At 63.6% G+C, this 25,098-nt stretch carries 19 protein-coding genes; 15 read left to right on the forward strand and 4 right to left on the reverse strand.

Features of this window, described 5'->3' with window-relative positions; translation table 11 throughout:
- Window positions 1–120 precede the first annotated feature (120 nt).
- Complete coding sequence (locus tag PAN31108_RS13040; RefSeq protein ID WP_246183938.1) at window positions 121–1,500, forward strand: sodium-dependent transporter; 1,380 nt, start codon at window positions 121–123, stop codon at window positions 1,498–1,500.
- 7 nt (window positions 1,501–1,507) lie between these two features.
- On the opposite strand, the gene gor is transcribed toward PAN31108_RS13040, so the two are convergent.
- Window positions 1,508–2,869: a glutathione-disulfide reductase gene (gene gor / locus PAN31108_RS13045; RefSeq protein ID WP_150669286.1), complete on the reverse strand. Its 1,362-nt coding sequence runs from the start codon at window positions 2,867–2,869 to the stop codon at window positions 1,508–1,510.
- Window positions 2,870–3,491: 622 nt separating this feature from the next.
- On the opposite strand from gor, the gene PAN31108_RS13050 reads away from it, so the two are divergent.
- From PAN31108_RS13050 to PAN31108_RS13065, 4 genes are all read left to right on the forward strand, one after another.
- Window positions 3,492–4,004 (forward strand): hypothetical protein, encoded by a 513-nt coding sequence (locus tag PAN31108_RS13050; RefSeq protein ID WP_150669287.1) that lies wholly within the window; start codon window positions 3,492–3,494, stop codon window positions 4,002–4,004.
- Between the two features lie 436 nt (window positions 4,005–4,440).
- Window positions 4,441–5,931 (forward strand): DASS family sodium-coupled anion symporter, encoded by a 1,491-nt coding sequence (locus PAN31108_RS13055; RefSeq protein ID WP_150669288.1) that lies wholly within the window; start codon window positions 4,441–4,443, stop codon window positions 5,929–5,931.
- Between the two features lie 28 nt (window positions 5,932–5,959).
- Window positions 5,960–7,012 carry an Ldh family oxidoreductase gene (locus PAN31108_RS13060; RefSeq protein WP_150669289.1) on the forward strand — a complete coding sequence of 351 codons (1,053 nt, stop codon included), beginning with the start codon at window positions 5,960–5,962 and terminating at the stop codon, window positions 7,010–7,012.
- A 130-nt stretch (window positions 7,013–7,142) separates the two neighbouring features.
- Entirely contained in the window at window positions 7,143–7,571 is a 429-nt protein-coding gene (locus PAN31108_RS13065; protein WP_150669290.1) for a F0F1 ATP synthase subunit epsilon, read from the forward strand.
- Between the two features lie 28 nt (window positions 7,572–7,599).
- Here the strand turns inward: PAN31108_RS13065 and PAN31108_RS13070 are convergent, their stop codons facing one another.
- On the reverse strand, window positions 7,600–7,962 hold the full coding sequence (locus PAN31108_RS13070; protein ID WP_150669291.1) for a hypothetical protein: 363 nt from the start codon (window positions 7,960–7,962) through the stop codon (window positions 7,600–7,602).
- 234 nt (window positions 7,963–8,196) lie between these two features.
- On the opposite strand from PAN31108_RS13070, the gene PAN31108_RS13075 reads away from it, so the two are divergent.
- From PAN31108_RS13075 to PAN31108_RS13105, 7 genes are all read left to right on the forward strand, one after another.
- Entirely contained in the window at window positions 8,197–8,997 is an 801-nt protein-coding gene (locus PAN31108_RS13075) for an enoyl-CoA hydratase/isomerase family protein (RefSeq protein ID WP_150669292.1), read from the forward strand.
- 131 nt (window positions 8,998–9,128) lie between these two features.
- Entirely contained in the window at window positions 9,129–10,211 is a 1,083-nt protein-coding gene (locus PAN31108_RS13080) for an ABC transporter substrate-binding protein (protein ID WP_150669293.1), read from the forward strand.
- Window positions 10,212–10,253: 42 nt separating this feature from the next.
- A complete protein-coding gene (locus PAN31108_RS13085; protein ID WP_150669294.1) occupies window positions 10,254–11,387 on the forward strand; it encodes an ABC transporter ATP-binding protein in 1,134 nt (377 codons plus the stop codon).
- 57 nt (window positions 11,388–11,444) lie between these two features.
- The gene (locus PAN31108_RS13090; RefSeq protein WP_150669295.1) at window positions 11,445–13,196 is read left to right on the forward strand and encodes an ABC transporter permease subunit; all 1,752 of its coding nucleotides are present in this window, start codon (window positions 11,445–11,447) and stop codon (window positions 13,194–13,196) included.
- A gap of 17 nt (window positions 13,197–13,213) precedes the next feature.
- Window positions 13,214–14,863 carry an AMP-binding protein gene (locus PAN31108_RS13095; RefSeq protein ID WP_150669296.1) on the forward strand — a complete coding sequence of 550 codons (1,650 nt, stop codon included), beginning with the start codon at window positions 13,214–13,216 and terminating at the stop codon, window positions 14,861–14,863.
- A gap of 135 nt (window positions 14,864–14,998) precedes the next feature.
- Window positions 14,999–15,805 (forward strand): IclR family transcriptional regulator, encoded by an 807-nt coding sequence (locus PAN31108_RS13100; RefSeq protein ID WP_246183948.1) that lies wholly within the window; start codon window positions 14,999–15,001, stop codon window positions 15,803–15,805.
- A 360-nt stretch (window positions 15,806–16,165) separates the two neighbouring features.
- Window positions 16,166–17,413, forward strand: coding sequence for a GGDEF domain-containing protein (locus tag PAN31108_RS13105; RefSeq protein ID WP_174994972.1), 1,248 nt, complete (start codon window positions 16,166–16,168; stop codon window positions 17,411–17,413).
- Window positions 17,414–17,435: 22 nt separating this feature from the next.
- On the opposite strand, the gene PAN31108_RS13110 is transcribed toward PAN31108_RS13105, so the two are convergent.
- Entirely contained in the window at window positions 17,436–18,224 is a 789-nt protein-coding gene (locus PAN31108_RS13110; protein ID WP_246183939.1) for a hypothetical protein, read from the reverse strand.
- Between the two features lie 487 nt (window positions 18,225–18,711).
- Between PAN31108_RS13110 and PAN31108_RS13115 the strand changes: the two genes are divergently transcribed.
- The gene (locus PAN31108_RS13115) at window positions 18,712–20,178 is read left to right on the forward strand and encodes a DUF1254 domain-containing protein (RefSeq protein ID WP_150669298.1); all 1,467 of its coding nucleotides are present in this window, start codon (window positions 18,712–18,714) and stop codon (window positions 20,176–20,178) included.
- Window positions 20,179–20,217: 39 nt separating this feature from the next.
- On the opposite strand, the gene PAN31108_RS13120 is transcribed toward PAN31108_RS13115, so the two are convergent.
- Window positions 20,218–22,908, reverse strand: coding sequence for an autotransporter family protein (locus PAN31108_RS13120; RefSeq protein ID WP_150669299.1), 2,691 nt, complete (start codon window positions 22,906–22,908; stop codon window positions 20,218–20,220).
- Window positions 22,909–23,207: 299 nt separating this feature from the next.
- Here PAN31108_RS13120 and PAN31108_RS13125 point away from each other — a divergent pair, with 299 nt between their 5' ends.
- On the forward strand, window positions 23,208–23,630 hold the full coding sequence (locus PAN31108_RS13125) for a hypothetical protein (RefSeq protein WP_150669300.1): 423 nt from the start codon (window positions 23,208–23,210) through the stop codon (window positions 23,628–23,630).
- A 533-nt stretch (window positions 23,631–24,163) separates the two neighbouring features.
- Window positions 24,164–25,078 (forward strand): N-acyl amino acid synthase FeeM domain-containing protein, encoded by a 915-nt coding sequence (locus PAN31108_RS13130; RefSeq protein WP_150669301.1) that lies wholly within the window; start codon window positions 24,164–24,166, stop codon window positions 25,076–25,078.
- Window positions 25,079–25,098 lie beyond the last annotated feature (20 nt).

The following is a 25,098-nucleotide window of genomic DNA, read 5'->3' on the forward strand; positions in this document are numbered from 1 at the left end:
TGCTGTCGATACCGTGCCGCCCCAGTAATCTGCCTGACGCCATTCCATGAACAAGTGACGTGTCGCGCCCCTACGGATGCCATGCCGTGCGGCGTGCAGGTCCGTTTCCGGAGGAGACACGTGTCCCATTTACCCATTACCCCAGCCGCCCCCGCTGCCGCATCGGAGGCGCCCGGCGACCTCAGGCGTGCCACCTGGGGATCGCGATTGGGGTTCGTTCTGGCCGCTGCCGGCTCCGCGGTCGGGCTCGGTGCAGTGTGGAAGTTCCCGTACGTGGTCGGTCAACACGGCGGCGGCGCGTTTCTCGCCGTCTATCTGGGATGTGTCCTGACGCTGGGCGTCGCATTGCTGCTCGCAGAGATGACCGTCGGCCGCCTGACGGGCCAATCGATCACGACGGCACTGCGCACATTGAGCGGACGCGGCTGGGCATGGGTCGGTCGCGTGGCGACATTCAACGCTTTTGCCATCCTGTCGTTCTACGTCGTCGTGGGCGGCTGGACGGTGACGTATCTGTTGCGCGCTATCACCGGCTCCGTGCTGGAGAATGACACGGCGCGTCTGGTCGGCGAGTTCTCCGCATTCACCGCAGATCCGGTCGCGTCGCTCGCCAGCATGGGCGTCTTTCTCGGACTCACGGCGCTCATCGTGGCCGCTGGCGTGCAGAAGGGCATCGAGCGCGCCGGCAAGTGGCTCATGCCTGCCCTGTTTTTTCTCATGCTGCTGGTGATCTTCCGGGCGCTCACGCTGCCGGGGGCGATGGCCGGCGTCGCCTGGTTTCTCACGCCGGATTTTTCGGCAATCTCCGGCGCTACGTTGCTTCAGGCGCTTGGACTGGCGTTTTTCTCGCTGTCCCTGGGCGCGGGCATGATCGTGGTTTATGGCTCCTATCTGCCTAAAGACGCCCGGCTCGCAGGCTCCGCCGTCTGGGTCGCGACGCTCGCCACGCTGGCGTGTTGCCTTGCCGGACTGATGATTCTTCCTGCCGTTTTTGCTTTCGGCGTCGCCCCCGACGCAGGCCCCGGGCTGACGTTCATCACCATGCCGGCGATCTTCGCGCAGATGCCGTTCGGTCATGCTATCGCCATCGCGTTCTTCACGTTGCTGCTTTTCGCGGCGATCACGTCGGCGGTCTCGCTGTTCGAGCCCGTCACGGCATTTCTCATCGACGAGTACCGGTGGCGCCGTGGTCGGGCAGTCGTTGCGGTGCTCGTCGCGACGTTCCTCTTCGGCGCGCCTGCCGCGTTGTCCTTCGGCATCTGGTCGGATGTGCGAATTTTCGACCGGACGATTTTCGATCTGATGGACTACGTTACCGTCAATTTGCTGATGCCCGCCGGCGGTTTGTGCATCGCGGTCTTCGTCGGTGCGCGCATCTGGCCCGAAGCGCGCACCGTGCTCGAAGGTTCCCGCGCGCAGTGGTTCATCCCCCTGTGGCGTTTGCTACTGCTCGTGCTCACGCCGATCGCGATTTTCGGCGTGTGGTACCAGAGCCTCTGACGGCAACTCAGGCGACCGGCGTGCGCATCGTCACCCATTCTTCGGCGGCGGTCGGATGCACGGCCAGCGTGCGGTCGAAGTCGGCCTTCGTGGCGCCCATCGAGAGCGCTACACCGAGCAACTGCACCTGCTCGCCTGCGTGATCCCCCACCATGTGCGCACCGACGATTTTGTCGGTTGCGCCATCCACCAGCAACTTCATCAGAATCTTCTCCTGCCGGCCCGACAGTGTCGCCTTGAGCGGACGGAACGACGCCTTGAACACCTTGAGCTGCGCATACTGCGCACGGGCTTCGCTTTCCGTCAGCCCTACGACGCCGATCTCCGGGGTGCTGAATACGGCCGTCGGAATCAGCTTGTGATCGACGCGTGTGGGACGCTCACCGAATACCGTATCGGCAAACGCCTGACCTTCGCGAATCGCCATCGGTGTGAGGTTCACGCGATCGGTGACATCGCCGACCGCGAAAATCGACGGCACGTTCGTGCGTGAGAACTCGTCCACGATCACCGCGCCCTTATCGTTGAGCGCCACACCGCTGGCAGCCAGCCCGAGCCCTTGTGTGTAGGGTATGCGCCCCGCAGCGCTGAGCAGCACATCGGCATCGTGTGCGCTGCCGTCCGAGAGGGTGATGCGCAGACGCTCCCCGATTTTCTCCGCACGCTCGATGGTGCGTTCGAGCACGATCTCGATGCCTCGTTCGCGGTAAGCCGATTCGAGCGACGTGCGAACTTCTTCGTCGAAACCGCGCAGCAGATGCGGGCCGCGATGCACGAGCGTGACCTTCGATCCCAGTCCGGCAAACACGCCGGCAAACTCCAATGCGATATAGCCGCCGCCGATGATCGTGATGCGCTCGGGCAGCGCTTCGAGATGGAACACCTCATTGGAGGAAATGGCGTGCTCGCGCCCGACGAAGTGCGGTTGATCGGCCGGGCGACCGCCGGTGGCGATCAGAATGTGGCGTGCCGTGATGCGCTCGCCGGTGGCGGGCAGCACGACCGTATGCGGGCCTTCCACCACAGCGCGCGCGGCGACGAGTTCCGCGCCTGCGCGTTCCAGATTGGTCGTGTAAATGCCTTCGAGTCGCGCGATCTCACTGTCCTTGCGGGCAATCAGCGTTTTCCAGTCGAACGTGGGCGAGGGGACCTGCCACCCGAAACCGGCGGCGTCTTCGAACTCGTCGGCAAAGCGGCTTGCGTACACGAGCAGCTTCTTCGGCACGCATCCGCGAATGACGCACGTGCCGCCGACGCGAAACTCCTCGGCCACTTTTACCCGGGCGCCATACTGCGCGGCGACGCGCGCGGCGCGCACACCCCCCGAACCGGCACCGATGACGAACAGATCCACATCGAACTGGGACATTGCTGACTCCTTTTGTCATTTGGCGCATCGCACGGGTGCGAACTGTCGCGACCTGCGTGTCGATGCCCTGTGCTGCTAGCGTTGAGCGATTGTGCCAGAGACAAGCGCCTTACATCGGACGAGCCCCCGCTTTTCGGAGACGTCCGATGTCCGGATCGGTCTTCGCCGCATGCCGCACACCGCCTGTCCCGCGCCTGTCCCACGCCTGTCCCGCGCCTGTCCAGCACCGATCCGATGCTCATCTGCCGTTTCACCGAGCGATGGATGCGCCATAAGGTCCGGTGCCCGTCAATCGGGGTTTGCGCACGGTCGTGCACTTTCATTGATCCACGTCAATGCGCCAGGCAAAACGCAAGCCGACAATCGAGGGTGTCGAAAGTCGATCGGTGCTTCACCGGCGCGCGTGTGCACCGGCCCACAAGGCTTTTGCGCGCGTGACGCCGATGATCGATCGCGGCTGCCGAATGTTTCTGAAATGAAACACTTCTCGGAAATTTTTCGGACTTCACGCGAATGGCGGAATTGGAAGTGCATAAAAATCAACAGGTTGTCCCTCGTGGTCCGAAATTTGCTCTGTTCTCATCAGGACAGGCGGGAATCACCGCCGGCACACGAGGATGTCATGACGAAGTCGCTTACCCCTCTGATGGGCGCCACGTCGGCGCTGGCGTTGTTGTGTGGCTTCTGGTTGGCGGCATCGGCACATGCCGCCAACGCCCCGGGTACCGCGAGTCAAACCGGTGCGCCGGTGGCGACGAAGCCCACCGCCGCCAGTGCGGGTCATGGCGTCCGGCCGTCGCGGGCCGCACGCGCGAAGCGTGCGGCCCGGGCGTCGGCCTACGCGCCTCCCGGCTCACCCCCGCCCGCACTCGTCGGTGCGGCGCCCGCGCCATGGCGCGATGTGTTTGCGCAAGCGGGGGCGTGGGCAGCAGATCCGGTCATCGTCAGCGGTCGGACGCTGAGCGGAACGTTGGGCAACGCCGGGCTGACGATGGGGGCGGACGGCATGGTCACCGGGCCGCGCGCCGGACTCACGGGGTTGTATCAGACCGTGTGGCATCGTGCACTCACGCATCCCGTACTGAGCACCCAGCTCTTCGCCGGGGCGCCGGAATACTTCGGACTGCACTTCTAAACGTTCCCGTCTTCACGGTATGTCGGCAACCGACTGCGCAGCGGCGCATTCAGCACACTCAATGCGCTCAACGCACTAGGTACAGTGAGTGCACTCGCTGCAACGCGCACCTTCGGCGCAGTCGTTGCACACCGTGTGTCCGCTTGCCCCCAATGTTGCCGACGCACCGCCGCGCATGCGCCATTCACCGCCACGTTGACCGGCTTTCGACACCTCGTGCGAATGACGTACGAGTGGTGGCGCTTCGTGATTTCTGCCCCGCACTCGTGCGCATCGCATCCATGCATCGTTCGGACCCCAAAGCCCGCGGTGCATGCCTTTGCCTCGTGCTTGCCTCGCGAAGTTCAATGCGGTTAGGATTATTCCGCAGTTCAAGCGTGGCATTTCCTCAAGGCATGCCGGCTGCCGGCATGCCATTCCGTTCTGGAGCCCCCTTATGAGCACGCCTGACGTGTCTGTGCAAAGCCCCCCCCAGAAGAAAGCGATTCCCATCGGTCTGATCGCCGGTGTGATCGTGATGATTGCCGTGCTCCTGATTCCCATGCCCGACGACCTGCCGGTCGCGGGCCACCGCATGCTGGCGATTCTCGCCTTCGCCGTGGTCGTGTGGATTACCGAAGCCGTGTCGTACGAAGCGAGCGCCATCATCATCACGTCGTTGATGGCATTCCTCGTGGGCACCGCGCCCACCGTGCAAGATCCCGGCGTCGAGTACGGAACGTCGCGCGCCATCAGCATGGCGCTCGCGGGCTTCTCGAACTCTGCGCTTGCGCTCGTCGCCGGCGCGTTGTTCATCGCGGCGGCCATGACGCTCACCGGGCTCGACCGGCGCATCGCGCTCGTCACGCTCTCGAAGATCGGCACCAGCACGCGCCGCGTGATGATCGGTGCGGTCGCCGTCACTATTCTTCTGTCGCTCGTCGTTCCCAGCGCCACGGCCCGAAGCGCCTGTGTGGTGCCGATCATGATGGGCGTGATCGCTGCGTTCGGCGTGGACAAGCGCTCGAACATCGCGGCCGGCGTCATGATCATCGTGGCGCAGGCGACCAGTATCTGGAACGTCGGCATTCAGACGGCCGCCGCGCAGAACCTGCTGACCGTGGGCTTCATGGACAAGATGCTCGGCGACCGCATCACGTGGGCAGAGTGGCTGGTCGCGGGGGCGCCGTGGGCCGTCATCATGTCGGTGATTCTCGTGGTGCTGGTGCTCAAGATGATGCCGCCCGAGGCCGACGCCATCGCCGGCGGCAAAGAAGCGGTGGAAGCGCAGTTGCGCGAGATGGGGCCGATGACGAGCGCCCAGAAACGTTTGCTCGCAGTGTCGATCGGACTGCTGCTGTTCTGGGCGACGGAAGGCAAGCTGCATCGCTTCGATACGACGTCGGTCACCTATGTCGGTCTCGTCGTGCTGATGCTCCCGCGCTTTGGCGTGATGACGTGGAAGGACGTGCAGTCGCGCATTCCCTGGGGCACCGTGATCGTGTTCGGTGTGGGGATCAGCCTCGGCACCGCATTGCTGACGACTCAGGCGGGCCAGTGGCTCGGCAACCACGTCGTTGCAGCAACCGGGCTCGATTCGCTGCCGACATTGTGGATCTTCGCGATTCTGGCGGCATTCCTCATTCTCATTCACCTTGGTTTCGCCAGCGCTACCGCGCTGACCTCGGCCATGCTGCCGATTCTGATCGCGGTGCTGCAAACCTTGCCGGGCGATTTCAACCGTCTTGGCATGACGATGCTGCTGGGCTTTACCGTCAGCTTCGGCTTTATCTTGCCGATCAATGCACCGCAAAACATGGTCTGTCTGGGAACCGACACGTTCACCGCGAAGCAGTTCGCGCGTGTCGGGATCGTGGTGACGGTCATCGGTTACGCCTTGCTGCTCGTTTTCGCCGCAACGTACTGGCGCTGGCTGGGCTGGCTGTAATCACGCGTGCGCTGAACAAGGAGTCACAATGCGAATTCCCCTGAAAGATGCCGTCGATTTCGGCAAGCAACTGTTACTCGCGCAAGGCGTGCCCGACGACATCGCGCTCGACGTCGCGCAACACCTCGTCGAGTCGGATCGCGTCGGCTATGCCAGTCACGGCCTGTCGATTCTGCCGACGTACCGCAAGGTGCTGGAGGACGGGCAGGTCAATCCGAGCGGCCGCCCGACCGTGCTCACCGACCACGGCAACCTGTTGCTGTATGAAGGCAATCGCGGGTTCGGTCAGCACGTGGGCAAGTTCGTGGTCGAGCACGCGATTGCGAGAGCCTTCGATAAGGGGGTGGCGATTCTCACGCTACGCAACAGTCACCATCTGGGGCGCATGGGGCAGTACGGCGAGATGGCGGCGCATCAGGGGCTGGTGTTCATGGCGTTCACGAACGTGACGAACCGTCAGCCAATGGTCGCGCCGTTCGGCGGCAGCGAGCCGCGTCTGACGACCAACCCACTGTGCTTTGCCGGGCCGCTGCCGAACAATCGTCCGCCGCTGGTGGTCGACATGGCCACCAGCGCCATCGCGATCAACAAGGCGCGCGTGCTGGCGGCGGAGGGCAAGCAGGCGCCGCCCGGATCGCTGATCGACGGCTACGGCAATCCGAGCACGGATCCGAATGCGCTCTTCACCGAGCCGTTCGGTGCGCTGCTGCCGTTCGGCGGACATAAGGGCTACGCGCTGGGTATCGTGACGGAGTTGCTCGCCGGTGTGCTGTCTGGCGGCGGCACGATTCAACCCGAGCATCCGCGTGCCGGGGTGGCGACGAACAACATGTTCGCCATCGTTCTCAATCCGCAGGTCGACTTCGCGGCGACGTGGCGCTCGCACGAGGTGGAAGCGTTCATCGATTATCTGACGTCGTGCCCGCCGCAACCGGGCTTCGACCGGGTGCAATACCCGGGCGAGTACGAGGCGGAGAATCGCAAGAAGCATCACGATCATGTCGATCTGACGCCGCCGATCTGGGAATCGTTGCTCAACATGGCGACGGACCTCGGTGTGGCCACGCCACGGACTTTGTAATCAACGGGGCACGGTTCTCGCCGTGCCCGCGTTATGCTGTCAATACGACAATGACGGCGTTGCGACGGCGCCGCGGCAGGTTTAGGCAATGCGCGTCGTCGACGGCGCAACGCAGGGAGAAGTGAAACACATGGCTTTACTCAAGGTGGACGTGGTCAGTACCGAACGGTCGATTTTCTCGGGAGAGGCGCGTTTCGTGGAGGTGCCCGGCTCGGCGGGCGAGTTGGGTGTGCTTCCCGGGCACACGCCGTTGCTCTCGGGCGTGCGCCCGGGCACTGTGCGCATCGAGGCGTCCGACGGCACGGAAACGTTTCTGTATATCGCTGGCGGATTCGTCGAAATCCAGCCTGATCGGGTGACGGTTCTCGCCGATACCGCGATGCGTGCGGAAAGTCTCGATCAGGCGCGCGCCGAGCGCGCCCGCGAGGCTGCCGCAGCGCTGCTGGAGCAGCAGACGGGCGACATCGATTACGCCAAGGCCCAGGGCGAACTGGCCGAAGCGGTGGCGCAGTTGCAGGCGATCCGGCGCCTGCGCAAGCACAAGGAAGCGTCGCGCTGACGCGTTGCGCCTGCCCGGATGCCGGGCCCTAACGACGCTGCTTTGCGTTACGCTTTTTCGTTTTCCATTTTCTATTTTGCGATGCCGGCGTGCTCATCCGGGCCGCAAAGGCCCTGGCTGAGACGTCATGGCGCGCCTTGAAGTCGTGCCACGCCGAGCGCACGCCGCGTGCCGGACATTCCTCCTCTTTCGCTTCCTCTTCCTCTTCCTCTTCCTCCTCTCGCGCGCCGCGCGCCAATCCAGGAATCTCCCGACGCTGCGTCGCCCAATGCTCACAGGGCATGGGTATAGGAAAGCGCACGCGCGTCGATCCCGAAAGCATCGGGATTTCCTCCTTAAATGCCTTCTCGTCGATCGTTTCCCCGGCAAGGTCGAACCCGGCGGCTGACAACCGTCAAGGTTGTCGGGCCCGCGGTACGGCAATGCACCGCGGGCGTCGGCAGGTGCAACCGCCTGAGGTAAACCCTGAATCGATTCAGCTTGCACCATTTTTTTGAAATAACTATATTTCTTTCAAATAACAGTTATTGCACTGAGATAACTGTTTAGCGAAAAAATGCGTTGGCCGCATTGTCGTCATCTCAATGCACGCGTGATGTCACGCGTCGATGTCCATGGAGTTCAAATGAGCGAGACAGCAAAGCAATCGGAACAGGAAGTTCTCTTTACGCAGGTGGGCAAGGTTGCCGTGATCACGTTGAATCGCCCGCAGGCGCTCAATGCCTGGACCATCGCCATGCGCGAACTGATCATCGATGCGCTTGAGCGTTTCAATGCCGACGACAACGTGGCTGCCGTGATCATGACGGGGGCGGGGCGTGCTTTCTCTGCCGGGCAGGATCTGGCCGAAGCGAAGCACTTCGACGGTGACACCGCCATCGAGTGGATCAAGGGATGGGAGCATTACTACGACGTGATTCGCCGTCTGAAGAAGCCACTGGTGATGGCGCTCAACGGCACGGCCGCAGGCTCGGCGTTCCAGGTGTCGTTGCTGGGCGATATCCGTGTGGGGCATCCGGGGGTGCGCATGGGGCAGCCGGAGATCAACGCCGGGATCGCGAGCACGACCGGCCCGTGGATCATGAATCACATGCTGGGGTTGTCGCGCACCATCGAACTCACGCTCACCGGTCGGCTGATGGACGCCGACGAGAGCCACCGTCTGGGCCTTATCCATCACCTCGTGCCGGAAGACAAGGTGTTCGACAAGGCGCTGGAGATTGCCACGGAACTCGCCGAGAAGCCGCCGGTGGCGATGCGCCTGGACAAGCAGCGCTTTCGCGAAATGACCGAAGGTACGTTTCAGGACGCCATCGAAGCCGGCATGCGCATTCAGCGCGAGTCGTACGAGTCGGGTGAGCCGGCGCGCATGATGGCCGCCTTCTTCGCCAAACGTGCGGCCAAGGCCGAAGGCGCGAAGGCCTGACACCGAAGGCGTGCCCTGAGGCGATCGTCATCGAATGAAGTGCCGTCACGGCGCGCGGCATGCGCGGCACGCCGTGACTCCCCACACAGGGCATGCGCGGCGCGCGTGCCTGCTGCAAAGCGGAGTTTCTTATGTCTGAATCGCACGACCCGCAAAACCCGTCCCGTCGCCGCCTGCTTCAAGTGGCCGGCGTTACCGCGCTGGCTGGCGCATTGCCGCTGACGGCGTCGCGTTCCGCGTTCGCACAGGCCAGGCAGTTGATCGTCTCGGACCCGGGCGGCCCGTACACCGTGGCGTATCGTCGCGCCTTCTACGATCCGTTCGAGAAGGCGACCGGTATCAAGGTGGTCAGTGTGGCGCGCGACTCGCAGCCGGTCGCGCAGTTCGCGGCAATGGTGCAGACGAAAAACTTCGTGTGGGACGTGACCACGCTCACGCTCTCGGCCGATATTCCCTATCTCGAATCGAAGGGTTTCCTCGAACCCGTCGGCATGAAGGCCAGCGACTTCCCCGGCATCATGCCCGAAGCCGTGACACCCGACTGGCTTGGTGTCGACGTGTACTCGACGGTGCTGGCGTACCGCACCGACAAATTCCCGAAAGACGCTCCGCAAACGTGGGCGGACTTCTGGGACGTGAAGCGTTTCCCCGGTCGCCGTTCGCTGCGCCGCAGCCCGCTCGATACGCTGGAGCAGGCGCTCATGGCCGACGGTGTGCCTATCGACAAGCTCTATCCGCTCGATCTGGACCGGGCATTCAAGTCGCTCGACAAGATCAAACCGCACATCAACCTGTGGTGGACCTCGGGTGCGCAGGCCATGCAGGCGATTCAAAGCGGTGACGTCGACATGATGTCGACGTGGAACGGGCGGGCGCAGGCGGCCATCGACAACAATGCGCCGGTGAAGATCGTGTGGAACCAGGGGCTGTACTCCATCGAGGGCTGGGGCATTCCAAAGGGCACGCCACGAGCCGAGTTCGCGCGTCAGTTCGTGCGCTTTTGCGGCGACCCGGCGCGACAGGCGCTTATCACGCAGGATCTGGCGTACGGCCCGACCAACCTCAAGGCGTTCGACGGCATTCCCAAAGCGCGTGCACCGTTGTTACCGACCGCGCCTGCCAACCTCAAGGGCATGCGTCTGCCGAGCCCGCAGTGGTGGGCCGAGAACCGTGCCAGGGCCACCGAGCGTTTCAATGCGTGGTTGTTGTCGTAAGCGTCGCGAACCCCGGAGTAGCGAAGCAGGATGAGCACGAACATGAGTACCAAACTGGAAACTATCGGTCTCGCCAAGACATATCGCGAGACCCCGGCGCTTCTGCCGACCGACCTGCGGGTCGCGGCAGGGGAATTTCTCACGTTGCTCGGGCCTTCCGGCTCGGGCAAGACCACGCTGTTGCAGATGATCTCGGGGCTGGTCGAACCCAGCGCCGGTCAACTGCTCATCGACGGGCGCGACGCCACGCGGGAAGCGCCGGGCAAACGCGGCATCGGGATGGTGTTCCAGAGCTACGCGCTGTTTCCGCATATGACGGTTTGGGAGAACGTGGCCTACGGCCTGCGCATGCGCAAACTGCCTCGCGCCGAGCTCGCCCCGGCCGTGGATGCGGCGCTCGCGATGGTCAAGATGCAGGCGTTTGCGCAACGTCTGCCCTCGGAGTTGTCGGGCGGTCAGCAGCAACGGATCGCGCTGGCGCGCTGCTTCGCCTTTCGCCCGTCGATCATTCTGCTCGACGAACCGCTCGGCGCGCTCGACAAGAAGTTGCGCGAGCACATGCAACTGGAGATCCGTCGGTTGCATCAGGAATTGGGCGCGACGTTCATCTATGTCACCCACGATCAGGATGAAGCGCTGACGTTGTCCGATCGCATCTGTCTGATGAATCAGGCGCGCATCGAGCAGATCGGCACGCCTGCGCAGTTGTACGACCGTCCGGCGACGCGTTTCGCCGCCGATTTCCTCGGGCATTCCAATCTGCTCGACGGTGTGGTGGAGCGATTGCCGGACGGTCGCGTAGCCCTGCGGGTCGGTGGAAAAGACGGGGGCAAAAACAACGTGGGTGAAAACGACGGGACGCGTCTCGTGCCGATCGGCCCAAGCCCCGATCTGCCGGCGGCGGGCGCGGCCAGTCTGCTGGTGCGCCCGGAGGCTGCGCGTCTGACGTCGCCCGAAGCGGGCGCGCTCGCCGGCACGATCCGCGAGGTCGTCTTTCTCGGCGCCGACACGCGCGCCATTGTGTCGCTGGGGCAGGGCGGCCCGGGGGATGCGTCGGGCACCGCTGGCGGCATCGCGGACTTCACCGTGCGCTGCCCGCGCGAGCTGACCCCCCGCGTTGGCGATCGCGTCGGACTGGCGTGGGACCAGAGTCGCGCCACGTTGCTCACGCGCTGAGCTGCCTTCCGGGCGTGCGAGCACGCGCCCGGGTCATTCGCTTCAGGAGTATTTGCCATGTGGCTTGTTCAACGCCTGCCTCAGGCGGGGCCTCGTTTTGCCTGGCCGAAACATCTGGCCCGCGGGTTGCCGGCTTTGCCCGCACTGCTGTTCCTGGCCGTCTTCTTCATCGTGCCGGTCGTGGAGATTCTGCAAGGCGGTCTTTACGATGGCGAAGGCACGCTGTCCGTCGCGCAGTTCGCACGCATGACGCACTCGGCCGTCTACGTCAAGGTGCTCGGTTCCACGTTCTGGATCGCGTTTCTGACGGCCGCGCTGTCCGTGTTGCTCGGCTATCCGGTGGCGTATCTGCTCGCCCGGCTGTCGGCGCGCTCGCGCGAGCGCTGGTTGCTGTGGATCGTGCTGCCGTTCTGGACCAGTTACCTCGTGAAGACTTACGCATGGATGCTGCTGCTGTCCCGCACGGGGTTGCTCACGACCGTGGCGGCGCATCTCGGGTTGATCGACATGTCGGGCACGCTCGCGCCGTCGCTGACCGGTGTGCTGATCGGCATGGTGCATGCGATGCTGCCGCTGGCCGTCATGACGATGCTGCCGATCATGCGCGGCATCAACATGCAACTCGTGCAGGCCGCGCAAACGCTCGGTGCCGATCGTTCGACGGGCTTCTTCACGGTCTTCCTGCCACTCTCCGGCCCGGGCGCTGCGGCGGCAGGGCTGCTCGTCTTCATCACGAGTCTGGGCTTCTTCATCGTGCCCGCGCTGCTCGGGTCGCCGCGCGAATCGATGGTGGCGCAACTGGTCATCTCGTCGGTGCTGGAGTTGTTCGACCTGCGATTCGCCGGGGCGCTCTCAACTGTCTTGCTGCTGTGCTCGATCGTCGTGTTCTTCGCCTACGACCGGGTTGTGGGGCTGTCGTCGCTGGCCGGCGAAGCGCCTGAGCGACCCGCCGGGGCGGGCGGCCGGATGCTGCCGGCGCTGATCGCCGTGGGGCGTATCGCCGGCAAGTTGTCGTTCTCGCGAGGCGGGGAGCGGGTGGAGGGAGGGCTGGGTCTCAAAGCGTACACGTGGGCGGTGGTGCTGGCGTTGGTGCTGCCGATTGCGTTTGTCGTGCCGCTCGCCTTCACCCGGCAATCCTTCGTGGCGTTCCCGCCGGAACTCTTCACCGTCAAATGGTTCGTGGCGTTTCTCGAATCGAGCGTGTGGCAGGCGGCCTTGCTGCGTTCGCTCGGCGTGGGTTTCGCGACGGCGGCCCTGGCGCTCGTGCTCGGCTTCGGCGCCAGTCTCGCGCTTGTGCGGTTGCCGTCGCGCTGGCGCAAGCCGCTGTTCGCCGTGTTCATCGCCCCGCTGATCGTGCCGCGCATCGTCGTTGCCGTCGGCCTGCTGTACCTGTTCGCCCGCTGGGAGCTGGCGGGCACGAATGCGGGCCTCGTCATCGGTCATACCGTGCTGGCGATTCCCTACGTCGTCGTGACCTTGTCGGCGAGCTTCAAGCGCTTCGACTGGCGACTCGACGACGCCGCCAAGATGCTCGGCGCGTCGGCCTTCACCCGCGTGCGGACCGTGCTGTTGCCGTTGCTCGCGGCGAGCTTGGGCTCGGCGTTCCTGTTCGCGTTCATCGTCTCGTTCGACGACCTGACCATCGCCATCTTCGTCTCCGGCGGGATCAACACCACGCTGCCGAAACAGATGTGGGACGACATCCAACTGGCCGTGACGCCGACGCTGGCCGCTGTCGCCACGTCGCTCGTGTTCCTGATGGTGCTCGTCGTCTGGCTGTCCTCTCTCTTCAAACGCAAGCGCTATTGATATCTGCGGATTCTCGTATGCCTATGTCCAACGTTGTCCGAGTCGCGCCGGTGAATGCGCAGACGTCGTCTTCTCAGCCGGCTTCACATCCCTCACATCCCTATACGCAATACTTCCCGCAGCGGGCCGAGGGCGACCGGCTCGACGTTGTGCCGCTGCTCATGGCGGGGCTTCGCGGGACGTCGACGAAGCCGGTTGTCGTCTTCGAGGGCGAGGCGATCGATCGCGCGCAGATGGCCGCGCGTGTCGGTGCGATGCAGGCGTGGTTCGCCGCGCAGGGGCTGGCGCCCGGCGACCGCGTGGCCGTCATGCTGGGCAACAGCGCCGCGCAGATTGCGCTGATCTATGCGCTCATGTTGTCCGGACTCGTATGGGTGCCGGTCAACACGCGCTTGAAGGGCGACGGCATCGAGTATCTGCTCAGCCATGCGAAGCCCAAAGTACTGATCTCGGAGCCGTCGTTCGCGGCGGTGCTGGATGCCGGCGTCGCGCTGGCCGCCGGGCAGCCGGGACATCACGGCACCCAGGTCGCACGTCACTGGCTGACCGACGTCATGGCGCAGGCGGGCGCGTATGCCGGCGCTGCGCCTGTGGCGGCGAACGTCACGCCGGCCTCCGTGCTGTGCATTATTTACACCTCGGGCACGACCGGTGCGCCGAAAGGGGTGCTGTTCACGCATCGCATGATGCGCATCGCCAGCGAAGCCGCGCTGCGCGTGGCCGACGCAGGCGATGGCGACCGGCTGTTCCTGTGGGAGCCGCTGTGTCACATCGGGGGGGCGCAAATGCTGTTGCTGCCTTTTCTTGCGGACGTGGAGATGCACGTGGTCGAGCGATTTTCTGCAAGCCGCTTCTGGCAACAGTGCGAGCAGGCGGGGGCGACGCATCTGCATTACCTCGGCGGTATTCTCGATATCCTCATGCAACTGCCGCGAGACGCCCAGCCGGCGACCCACACGCTGCGGGTGGCCTGGGGGGCGGGGGTGTCGGCGAGCGCCTGGGACGCCACGCGCGACCGTCTCGGATGTGCCTTGCGCGAGTGCTACGGCATGACGGAGTGTTCGAGCTTCGCGACGCTCAACGACGCCGATCGTCCGGGGTCCATCGGCCACGCCTTGCCGTGGTTGACGCTTGCGCTGCTCGACGATGACGGGCAGCCGGTCGCGGACGGCGAGCCGGGCGAGATCGTGCTGTCGAGCGATGTCGAAGGCGTGTTCTTGCCGGGATATCTCGACAATCCCGAAGCCACGGCCAAGGCGTTGCGCGACGGCAAACTCTACACCGGCGACAGTGCGCGACGCAGCGCCGACGGCAGTCTCGTCTTCATTGGCCGTCGCACCGACAGCATGCGCGTGCGCGGCGAGAACGTGTCGGCGTGGGAGATCGAGCGCGTGTTCGCGCGGCATCCGGCGGTGGCGGCGTGCGCGGCGATCGGCGTGGCGAGCGAGATCGGCGAGCAGGATGTCATGCTCTACGTGCAATTTCGCGACACGGCGCCCGATTGGGAGACGCTGTCGCAATGGGCGTCGGTGCGTCTTCCCAGCTACCAGCGGCCGCGTTATTACCGCGAGACCTCGCACTTCGAGACGACGCCGTCCGAGCGGATCCGCAAGCACCTGTTGTCGCGCGACACGCATGGCGCATGGGAGGCGAGCGCGCTCAGGTGAGCGGAATGTGGTGCGACGGGTTATCGCATAAAGATAGGAAGTTATTTTTATGAGATAATTCCGTCAAACTCGTTCAACACCGATATCACCGTGGCCACCACCAAAACACCTCGCAGCCGAGCCAAAGACAAGACCGTGACTGCGGAGGCGACGTCAGGGGCGATCGCGTCGACCGAATCCACGCTATATGTCAACTCCGTCGAAAAGGCGATGAAAGTGCTGACGGCGTTCGACGGATCGAAGCGGCACCTGTCGCTGTCCGAAATCGCGGCCGCCACGGGCCTCGATATCAGTGCGGCGCAGCGTTTCACGTTCACACTTTCGGCGCTGGGTTATCTGCTCAAGGATCCGCAGAGCAAGAAGTACGAACTCTCACCGAAGCTGCTCGACTTCACCTATCACTATCTCGTCTCGAACGAACTGGTGAGTCGCGCCGCCCCGTATCTTCAGCAACTGGCGGCGGAAACGGAGGAGGCGACGAACCTGACCGTGCGGCTCGATACCGATATCGTCTTCGTGCTGCGTATCGTGAGCCGTAGTGTATTCAATGCCAACGTGATCGTGGGGTCGCGCCTGCCGGCGTACTGCACGGCGCCCGGGCTCGCGATGCTCGCCACACTCGACGACGCCGAAATCGACGACATCCTCGCGCGCACCCATCTCGTCCAGTTCACGCCGGCGACCGTCGCGCAGCCACGCAAGATCAAGGAGCGGCTCGCCCGCATCCGCAAGCAAGGTTATTCGCACACGGAAGACGAGTTCTTCATGGGCGACATTTCTACGGCGGCGGCCGTCGTCAATCAGGACGGCCGGGCCATCGGTGCCATCAACATCGCCGTGCCGCGTGTGCGCTGGAACGCCGAGCGCGATGAGCGCCGCTTTGCCGATCTTGTGATCCAGACCGCGGGGGCCCTGTCCGCACGACGTCGTCAGGAGATGTGACACACCGCGCCGTACATGGCGCAGACCGCCAGGCCGGGCGCTTTGCCGGAAAGACAGTGTAAGGTGGGTTGAGACGGCCTTTGCAGGTGGGCCTCGGCGCGGGTTGCCGTCCCAAATTGACGTGCTAGAATCCCGCCCCATGGGTATGGAGACACGAAACCGATGGCCGGACCGGGGCGGCCAGACGGTGCGCCGCATAAGGCGCGCAAGCGGCTGCCGCGTTTGTCCATCTCCAACATCACGAACCGCTGAGAACCGCTGAACGTTCAGTCAGGGTTTTCTCCCCCGTACTTCAAACTGCGCATTGGGCTCGGGACGGAGGTGACCGTCCGTGTTGCGATGCGTGCGGGGGACGGAGCTATGGCTCTTGGTTTGTCGCTGCCGGCGTTAGACCTGCCGACACTACAGTTTGTGACCTTTTTGCTCAGCATCGCGACCGGCATCCTGTTCATGCTCGATGCCCTGCGCCGCGACGAAGCCGAATCTCCGCGCTGGTGGAGTCTGGCGTTCCTGCTCGCAACCTTCTCGCCTGTGCTTTATCTGCTGGCTGCGCGAAGCTCGCAACTGGCGGTGCTTTATCCGCTGGGCAATGCCGTCGCAATACTGGCGTTCGCCATGGTATGGAGCGGGGCGCGGCGCTTTTACGGTCGTAGCGTGCAATGGGTCGCCGTGTTCGGCGGACCGGCCGTGTTGCTGTGGGGGACATGGCTGTTCGCCCGGCCGCTCGATGCATGGAGCGGCGGGGTATTGTTCTTCTCGTTGCTCGCGTTCTATAGCCTGATGGCGGCCAAGGAGTTCTGGCAGGCGTCCGGACTGCGGCTGCCGAGCAGCATCGTGCTGGCCGTCGTCGCGGTACTGCACGGTTCGTTTTACACGGCGCGCGCGGTCGCGCTCGTCTGGTTCGGTCCGACCGACGCGCAATTCCTCGCATGGTTCGGCCCGCAGGTGTCCACGACCGAAATGCTGGTGCTGATCGTCGTGGCGAGTTTTCTCATGGTGTCGCTGGGCAAAGAGCGTTCCGAGATCGCATTGCATCGCGCCGCCACCCGCGACGGTCTGACGCAGGCCTTCAACCGCCCGGAATTCACCCGTCTCGCGCGCGAGCAGTTGCGACGCCACGGCACCGCGCGCGCGCCCGTCGCCTTGCTTCTGCTGGACCTCGATCACTTCAAGCGAATCAACGATACCTACGGCCACCCGTTCGGCGACACCGTGTTGTTGTTGTTCGCACGTACGGCGTCGCAGCAACTGCGCGCGGACGATATCTTCGGGCGATACGGCGGCGAGGAATTCGCGCTGTTCCTGCCTGGCGTGGGCGCCAACGAGGCGCAGGCCATTGCGGAGCGCGTGCGCGAGGCGTTCGAGCGGGCGGCGCGTGTCGTACAAGGGGAGGCGGTCGCCGCGACGGTGAGCATCGGCATTGCCTGCGACGAACGTTCACGTGGCGAGTTGTCGTCGCTGGTGCAGCGGGCGGACCGTGCGCTGTATCAGGCCAAGGCCGCAGGGCGCAATCGCTGCATGCGCTATACGCCGGAGACGGCCATGCCCGTCATCGATCCTCGCGCCGACGTTTCGTCGCAAACGCTGCGGGCGGCGGCGGGCGGGTAACGAAGCCGATCGGCAGCCTTCCTCAGTGTCCGAACGTGAAATTCAACCCGGCGAAGATTTGCCATTTGGGGACGTTGCCCGAATGTGCGACCGAGTACTGCGGCTCGACGAACGCGTTGACGATCGTCTTGCCCGTCTTCCATGCCTTGCCGGCGCCAAGGCCCACGGGGACGTAGTAGCTCCCGTGCTGTAAGTCGAACGTCCAGATGCCGGTCGAGCGCAGATACCATCCCTCGGGCAGGTTGTAGATGAGGAACGGCTGTCCGGTGAGCGTCTGCACCGTAGGCCGGTCGCCTTGTCCCGCGAACGAATGCTGCCACTGCACCAGTGCCCCTAGCAATCCGGTCTTGCTGGCGTGCACCCCAACGGCGGCAAGACCCGCCTGCCATTTCCCCGTTCCCAGCGACTTGTCGGTCGCCGTCGGTATTGTCACCAGCGGACCGACGCCGAATTCCATGGCCGCCCCGGGATTGAGCAAAAAGATATCGAACAGGTTGATGTCGCCGAGTCCGGTGGTGTAACCGCCGTTCGGATCGGGACGTGTGCTGATCGGGATCGTCCCGCGCAGGATCTGCGGTACCGGCACGATGCCGTTCGGCGCGAGGGGGACGGTCGGGCGCAAGAGAAAGTCGTTGGTGTGGGTGCCGGTGCCGAAGATCGATGGCGTGTAGTAGTTCTGCAAGTTGAACGATGCGGCCGGGTTGAGCGGGTTATTGCTCTTGTTGGCATCCTCCGCCGACGTCTGCGCCTGAGCGCAGGAAACGCCGGCCAGCAACATCCCCGTTACAACGCATCGACGGCTTGGCGTCATGAGTGGCCCCTTTATCCGATGATCGGTTTTAAATCGCGGTAATGGAGTCTGATTTTAGGCTCGTTGATAGCTAATTGCGATGAATATTTGGTTTGAGTAATTCTGGATAATTGAAATTATCCGATTCGACGGTGGCGGAACGATCCTTGAGGCGTGCGCGCTGATGGCGCCGCCCGGGGCGTGGCTTCGCAAGTGCATCAGTTGCGGGCAGGAGGCGCGGTTGAGATGCCCCGGGAGCCGCACGAGGGCATATGTTTTCGATGGAGTTGGCGTGATGCCGGCATGCGGACTTGGTTGAATGGGATTATAAGAAATGGGTGTTTGACTTTTTATGGTGAGTAAAAGAGTATTGGATTGGATTTGGATTTGGATTTGGATTTGGATTTGGATTTGGATTTGGATTTGGATTTGGATTTTTTCATCGTAATTTTAATTATTTGTCAGGTGTAATTTTCAATCGTTTGCATAAAGGGCGGAGGTGTCGGGAATGAATCGAGTGAATCGTTTTCTGTGCGCGGTCGCGGTCCTCGGGTGGTCGGCAAGCAGTTCGTTGTCGCACGCTGCGGATGCCAACCCTTACCCATTTCAGCAGGGCTATCCGACACCGGCGGCGTCTCAGCATGCCCGTGCCGACGAGGCGTTGCAGCGGGCCGTGGTGGCGTATCGGTTCTGGTACCCGACGGTGTCGATGGAAGGCATCTTCAACGGCAATCGTGCTGTGGGGATCGATGAGGGCAAGCAGTGGGGGATTGCCGCGACGGGGCCGCGACAGGTCGGCTTCACGCTGAACTCCGATACCCCTTACGGCTCGGCGGTACTCGATCTTTCGGGTGGCCCGATGCTGATCGACTTGCCGCCGGGGCCATTCATCGGCCTTGTCAACGATCACAACCAGGGGTGGGTTGCCGATCTGGGGTTGCCCGGTCCCGACGCGGGCAAGGGCGGCAAGCACCTGATCTTGCCGCCGGGTTATCAAGGCAAGGTGCCGGACCCGTCCGAGGGATACTACGTCGCGCAATCGCCGTCGCTCAAGAACCTGCTGGCGCTGCGGTCTATGCCTGTCGGCGGTGATGTGCCCAAGGCGATGGCTGCGCTCGCGAACGTCAAGGTTCAGCGCTGGAGCCCGGAGGGCGTTATCGGTCCTGCGTTGCAAAGCGTCGATACGTCAAAGCGCGCGATGGACAGTTCGCTGCTGAAGTGGGAAGACAACATCCAATTCTGGGAAAAACTCGACAAGGTCATTCAGGAAGAGCCCATTCAGGAGAAGTTTTTGCCGATGTACGGTGTGCTCTCCGAAGTGGGCATTCAGAAGGGCAAGCCGTTCGCGCCCGATGCGAAGGCGAAAGACCTGCTCGTGCGCGCAGCGCGTCTGGCGCGGGGGCAGATGTTGGTGTCCGCATTCGACAGTGACAGGTCGGAGATCAGGAATTGGGCGGACCGTCATTGGGAATGGGTCGGATTGGTCCCGGGCGCGGCGCAATTTGAAACGCCGGCGGGTATCGATCTCGATGCGCGCGACCGTTGGTTCGCACAAGCGATCGTCACATCGCCGGCCATGTTCCGGCGCGATGCCGGTGCCGGGTCGCTTTACTGGTTGAGTGCTCGCGACAGTCAGGGCGTTTATCTGGACGGCGGAAAGTCGTACTCGCTCACGGTGCCCCAGCCGGTGCCCGGCAAACTGTTCTGGTCCGTGACGGTTTACGACGCGCAGACGCGCTCGCAGGTGCAGACCGATCAGGATAAGGCCGCCTTGCGTTCCTTGTTCGAATTGAAGGACATCGATACCAGCAAGCCGGTGGTGCTCAGCTTCGGGCCGAATCCGCCGAAGGGCGACGCGTCGCATTGGATCAAAACGGTGCCCGGCCGCGGATGGTTTGCTTACTTCCGGATCTACGGGCCGGAAGCGGCAGCGTTCGACAAGACGTGGAAGCCGGGCGATATCGTGCGACAGTAGCCAGTCGGGACAACGCCGCCGGTTCGGGCGGCGTTAAGCTCACCAGCGCCAGCGCAGCCCGAGCGTGGCGGATACGCTCTGCTGGCGCGTGTCGTCGATTTGCGTGAGGTATGCGAGCGAGGCGTACACGCTCGCGTGCTTGTTGAAGCGGCCGGCGACGCCGACGCCGAATTGCGCCGCCGTGGTGTTGGCGCTGGAGACGATCGGCGTCGTGCCGCCGAAGATCGCGCGGCCCTCGTTGCCGAACGTATGCAGCAGATTGAACAGCAGATACGGACGCAGCAAACCGCGGTCTGCGTCGTAGTTGCCTTCCAGTCGCGCACCAATGCGGGCGAGCCAGCTATTGGTGTTGGCGAACGAGACCGTGGAGACGGCGTCGGTCAGGTCGTTGAGCGACTGGTGCTGGTAGACGATCTGCGCCTGTGGCTCCAGCGTCAGGGTCGATGTCAGGCGGGTGGGCCACCCGGTTTCGAGCGAGGCGGATATCGCTTTGCCGCGCGTGCTGGTGTTCATGCCGCTGACCGGCTTCGAGTCGTACTGAAGTGTGGAGCCGAGCACGACCGCGTCGATGTACGCGAGGTTCGGCATCACGTGCGTCCAGTACAGACCGGCACTGTAGATGTCCAGGCCCAGCGAGCCGGTATGGGTGTCCATCGCGCCGAGTGCGCTGCCTTGCGTGTCGCCCGACGCACGCGTCCACCCGCCCAGAATCCCGACGTGATCGTGGTGTCCGCTGTCCGTGCGACGCGAGACGATGTCGTGCCCGACTTGCACGCCACCGATGTTCCCGTCGAACTGCGGCGACACGCCGCCCTTGGGGCGGAACTGTTCCGTTTGTCCCCACACGCGTGCCCAGCCTGCGGGCAACCAGCCGTTCTCGTCGAGCAGGCCCTGTTGGCCCTGCCGCTCGTGGAAGGTCCCCATTTGCGCAAAACCGGCCACGCGCGCAATTTCCGGCATGACCGAGTACACAGGGACTTCCACGCGATATATGGGCATCGGCGTCGAGCCTTCGGGCGCGGTCGGCGGGCTGCCGGCGGCGCCGACCGGCGACAGGACGGTGTTCACTGTCTGGCCGGTGACCGGATCGACGAAAGTCACGGCAGTCGCGACAGGCACGGTGGAGCGGAGAAACCAGCTGTTTTCCGAACCGGGCGTCGTGCCGCCCCGATAGAGATAGTAGGTATAGGCGCCCTGACTGACCGCACCGTTCAAGGTGAACGCGCCGGCAGACGACGTTGCGCCGCCTACGGCGTTGACCATCGGAATGCCGTTGCCCGTCGTCACGCCGCCGGTGCCGCCCATATTGTTGACGGCAAGTGTCGTGGTGCCGCCGATCGTGCCGCCGCTCACGGTGAGGGGCGCGACTTTCGATGTGTCGTCGCCGAGAACGGTGTCGATGGCGAGCTTGCCGCCTTGCCCCGTGTAATTGCCCATGACGGTCAGCGTGCCGTTGCCGCTGCCGTCCCCCGGGCGAACGGTGCCGGCGTTGGTCAGGTTGCCCGTGAGCGTGCCCGTGCCGGTCAGCGTCGCGCCTGAGGCGACCTGAGACGTCGCCCCGCCGAGCGCGCTGTTCAATGCGAACACGCCGCTCTGAAACTGCGCGCTCGTGAAGTTGCCGCTGCCGGTCCACGTCCAGTTCTCGCCTTGCATGTTGAGCGTGCCGAAGTTCGCGAACGGGTTGCTCGCGGTGCCGGCCCCTTGCAGATTGACCGTGCTCACCGCGCTGTTGCCCCCGTCTGCGGTGCCAATGATCTGCGAGCCGGTTTGCAGCGTCAGGTTGTTCGAGCGCGCGGCGGCGTTCATGGCAATGGCGGTGCCGACGTCGCTCTGTATCAGCCCCGCATTGGTGATCGAGACCGTGCCGTTGACCGTACGAACGCCGAATCCCTGACGGCTGATGATCTGGCCGCCCGCCTGATTCACGATCGACGTGGTGAAACCTGAAGCGGTGTTCGACACGACGGCGTCGCTGTTCACCCCACGGGCTTCGATATTGCCGCTGTTGGTGAGGCGGTTGTTGTTGCCTTGCATGAAGACGGTGAACGAGCGGTTCGACGCCGTGCCGCCTGTCGTGATCAGTGTGCCGCTGTTCGTCACTGTGCTTTGACCGCCCACGACGCTGATGGCCCGGCTGCCCCCGCCATTCGCGGTGATGGTGCCTGTATTGACCATCGTGCTGTTCAGGCCGAGCCCGGACGATTGCCCCCACGCCGCCGTCATACCGAAGGCGTTCGGGCCACCGACGGTGATGGTGCCGTTGTTGGTGAGCTTGCCGCCGTTGCCGTTGCTGGCCATCCCGTCGTTTTCGAAGCCGGACGTGGTGATGACCCCGGTCGCGGTGTTCACCAGCGTGTTGTTGTCGTTCGCACCGAGCATGGCGGCGCCGCGCCCGGATGTGTTGTTGCCGGTCATCCCGATCGTGCCCGAGTTGCTGATGGTGCTGGAGGAATCGACGGTGATGGTGGCGACATCGGCCGTGGCGCGCACCGACGACACATTGGCACCTTGCTGCACGTTGACCGTGACGCCTGTGCTGCCGGGCTGCGCAGCGACCACGCCGTCGGTGCCGGTACAGGTCACGGTCGTACCGCTCGCAGGCGCGACGTTGTCGCAAGCCGCGCGCGCCTGACCGATGACACAAAGTGAAAGCGCGAGAATGAGCGGCTTGAGAGGAAGCGGGCACTGCGCGGGTCTGGCGGACGCAACTGCACGAGGCGGGGTCGTCATATCGCACTCCTGAACGAGTGTGGTGAATGTTCAATCCATATGGCGCAGTTCGGCTGAGTTCAAATTAGATGCTTAATTCGATAACTACAAATATCGACGTTGTATTTTTGTGAGTTGTAATAAGTTGTTACGGTTATCTCGATTTTCTAAGGAATGTTTTTGGCTAATAAAATTTGATTGTCCTGTTAAATATGTTTTTGAATTGCCTTCTGTGATGTCGTCTGTAATGCAAGCGTGGCGGGGTTTGCGAGCCTGTTGTAGAGTGTGATCCCTCAATCGGATTTATCGAGTCGTCCTCAATGCCATCTTCCATTCGCAATTCGCTTGTCTGGATTTTCGATGCTTTCGAGCACAACGAGACTTATTTGCACAGGCGAATGTTCGGCGCTGAAGTCGCTTATTTGAACGGCCGGCAATGCCTCGCCGTGATCGATCGGGATGCGCCGTGGGACGGGCTGCTCGTTTGTACGTCGCACGAACACCATGCGTCGCTTATCGAGGAGATTCCGGCGTTGCGCCCGCATCCTGTGCTCGGGAAATGGCTCTATCTCCCGCAGTCGGAGGACACGTTCGAAGCCGTTGCCGAGCGCCTGGCGGCACTGGCGCTCGCAGGCGATTCACGCATCGGCATCGAGCCGAAACCGCGTAAGCCTCGCAAGCCGCGCAAGTCGATCAAGCCAGGCAACGCGACCGGCAAGCGCGTGCGCAAGCTGCCCGAATGACACGGCGGCATTGCGCTCGCTTGAGGTCGAGGTTGCGCCGCGCACGTCGGTCGAACCGTCGCGAAGGCTCGCGTGCGACATCGTGGACCAGTGCCGAACCGGGACGACCCGTCGATTGTCGGGATGTCGCCGTCGAGACAGAGGCCGAGGCCGGGGCCTGGGCCATTAGGCCCGTCGTCTCATGCCGAACCCTGTCGGTCAAGGCAATTCGTCAACGCGGTTATTGTTTGCCCGCGTCATGCTTCGGACGGCAACTGTCTCAAATAGGTGACAACAGAGGGGGGCCGGGAGACGACGAAAGGCGGTCGCCGTGTGCTTTTGCGCCGTTTCATACGGTGCGACGGGGCTTTCCGGGCCGTTGGCACGACGAATGGGTGATGTGTGTCGCACTCCCTCCGGGAGTGTGAAAAACTCAACGAAAATAAGCACTTGACACTTCGCTCAAGCGGATCAAGAAAGGAATTGTGCGATGCACCGGCGCCTTCGCCCTTGCACGGCACCCACCCTTTACTTGACCCTAAGGAGTGTCAATCATGTTTGATCTTGCACAAGCTTCGGATGTCCTGTCGATCACTAACGCCGACCGCCCGACCGGCAGCCTCCATCGGGCGACGTCGCCCGCCGCCCGTCCGTCGGTGGCTGTCAAGTTCGATACGGGGGCATTGCGCGAGGAACGTCTGCCTTTCGTCGTCTCCATTGCGAGCGACGAACCGGCGTTGCGCGATGCCGTCGCGATGCGTCAGGCGGCTTATGGGCGTCATCTGCCCGAACTCGCTGCCACGTTGAGCGAGCCGGAGGCCAGCGATCGCGAACCGGGGGCCATTGTGCTCGTGGCGCGCGCCCGGCTCGACGGGGCCGTGCTCGGCACGATGCGCATTCAGACCAACCGCTTTCACGCATTGCATCTCGAGGACTCGGCGCCGTTGCCCGAATGGCTCGGCAGTGCAGCGCTGGCGGAGGCGACGCGCCTGGGCGTCGCGGCCGGGCCGGTGGGCCGGGTCGTCAAGACGGCGCTGTTCAAAGCGTTCTACCAATACTGCCTGCTCTCGGGTATCGACTGGATGGTGATCACGGCACGCCCGCCGCTGCATCGCCAATACGAAGCGCTGATGTTTACCGACGTCTTTCCGTCTCAGGACCTGATTCCGATGGCGCACGTCGGCGGCATCGGCCACCGTGTGCTGGCGCTCGACGTGGCGCAGGCGCGCACGCGCTGGGAGGCGGCTGGGCACCCGTTGTTTGCCTACATGTGCCTCACCCATCATCCCGACTTGCGACTCGGTATGCCGGGCGAGCAGGATAGGCCGGTTGAGCCGGACGTAGCGCAGCGTCGGGCCGAAGTCGGGCCGGAACCGGTCGAAGCCAGTGTTGGCGCGCATTTGCGGGATTTATCTTTTGGTGCCGACGAGGTACGATGCGTAGCAGCGGGCTACAGCCTGGCGGTGTAATGCCGTTATGCGAATTAACG

The sequence above is a fragment of the Pandoraea anhela genome (genome assembly GCF_902459655.1).
Classification (GTDB): domain Bacteria; phylum Pseudomonadota; class Gammaproteobacteria; order Burkholderiales; family Burkholderiaceae; genus Pandoraea; species Pandoraea anhela.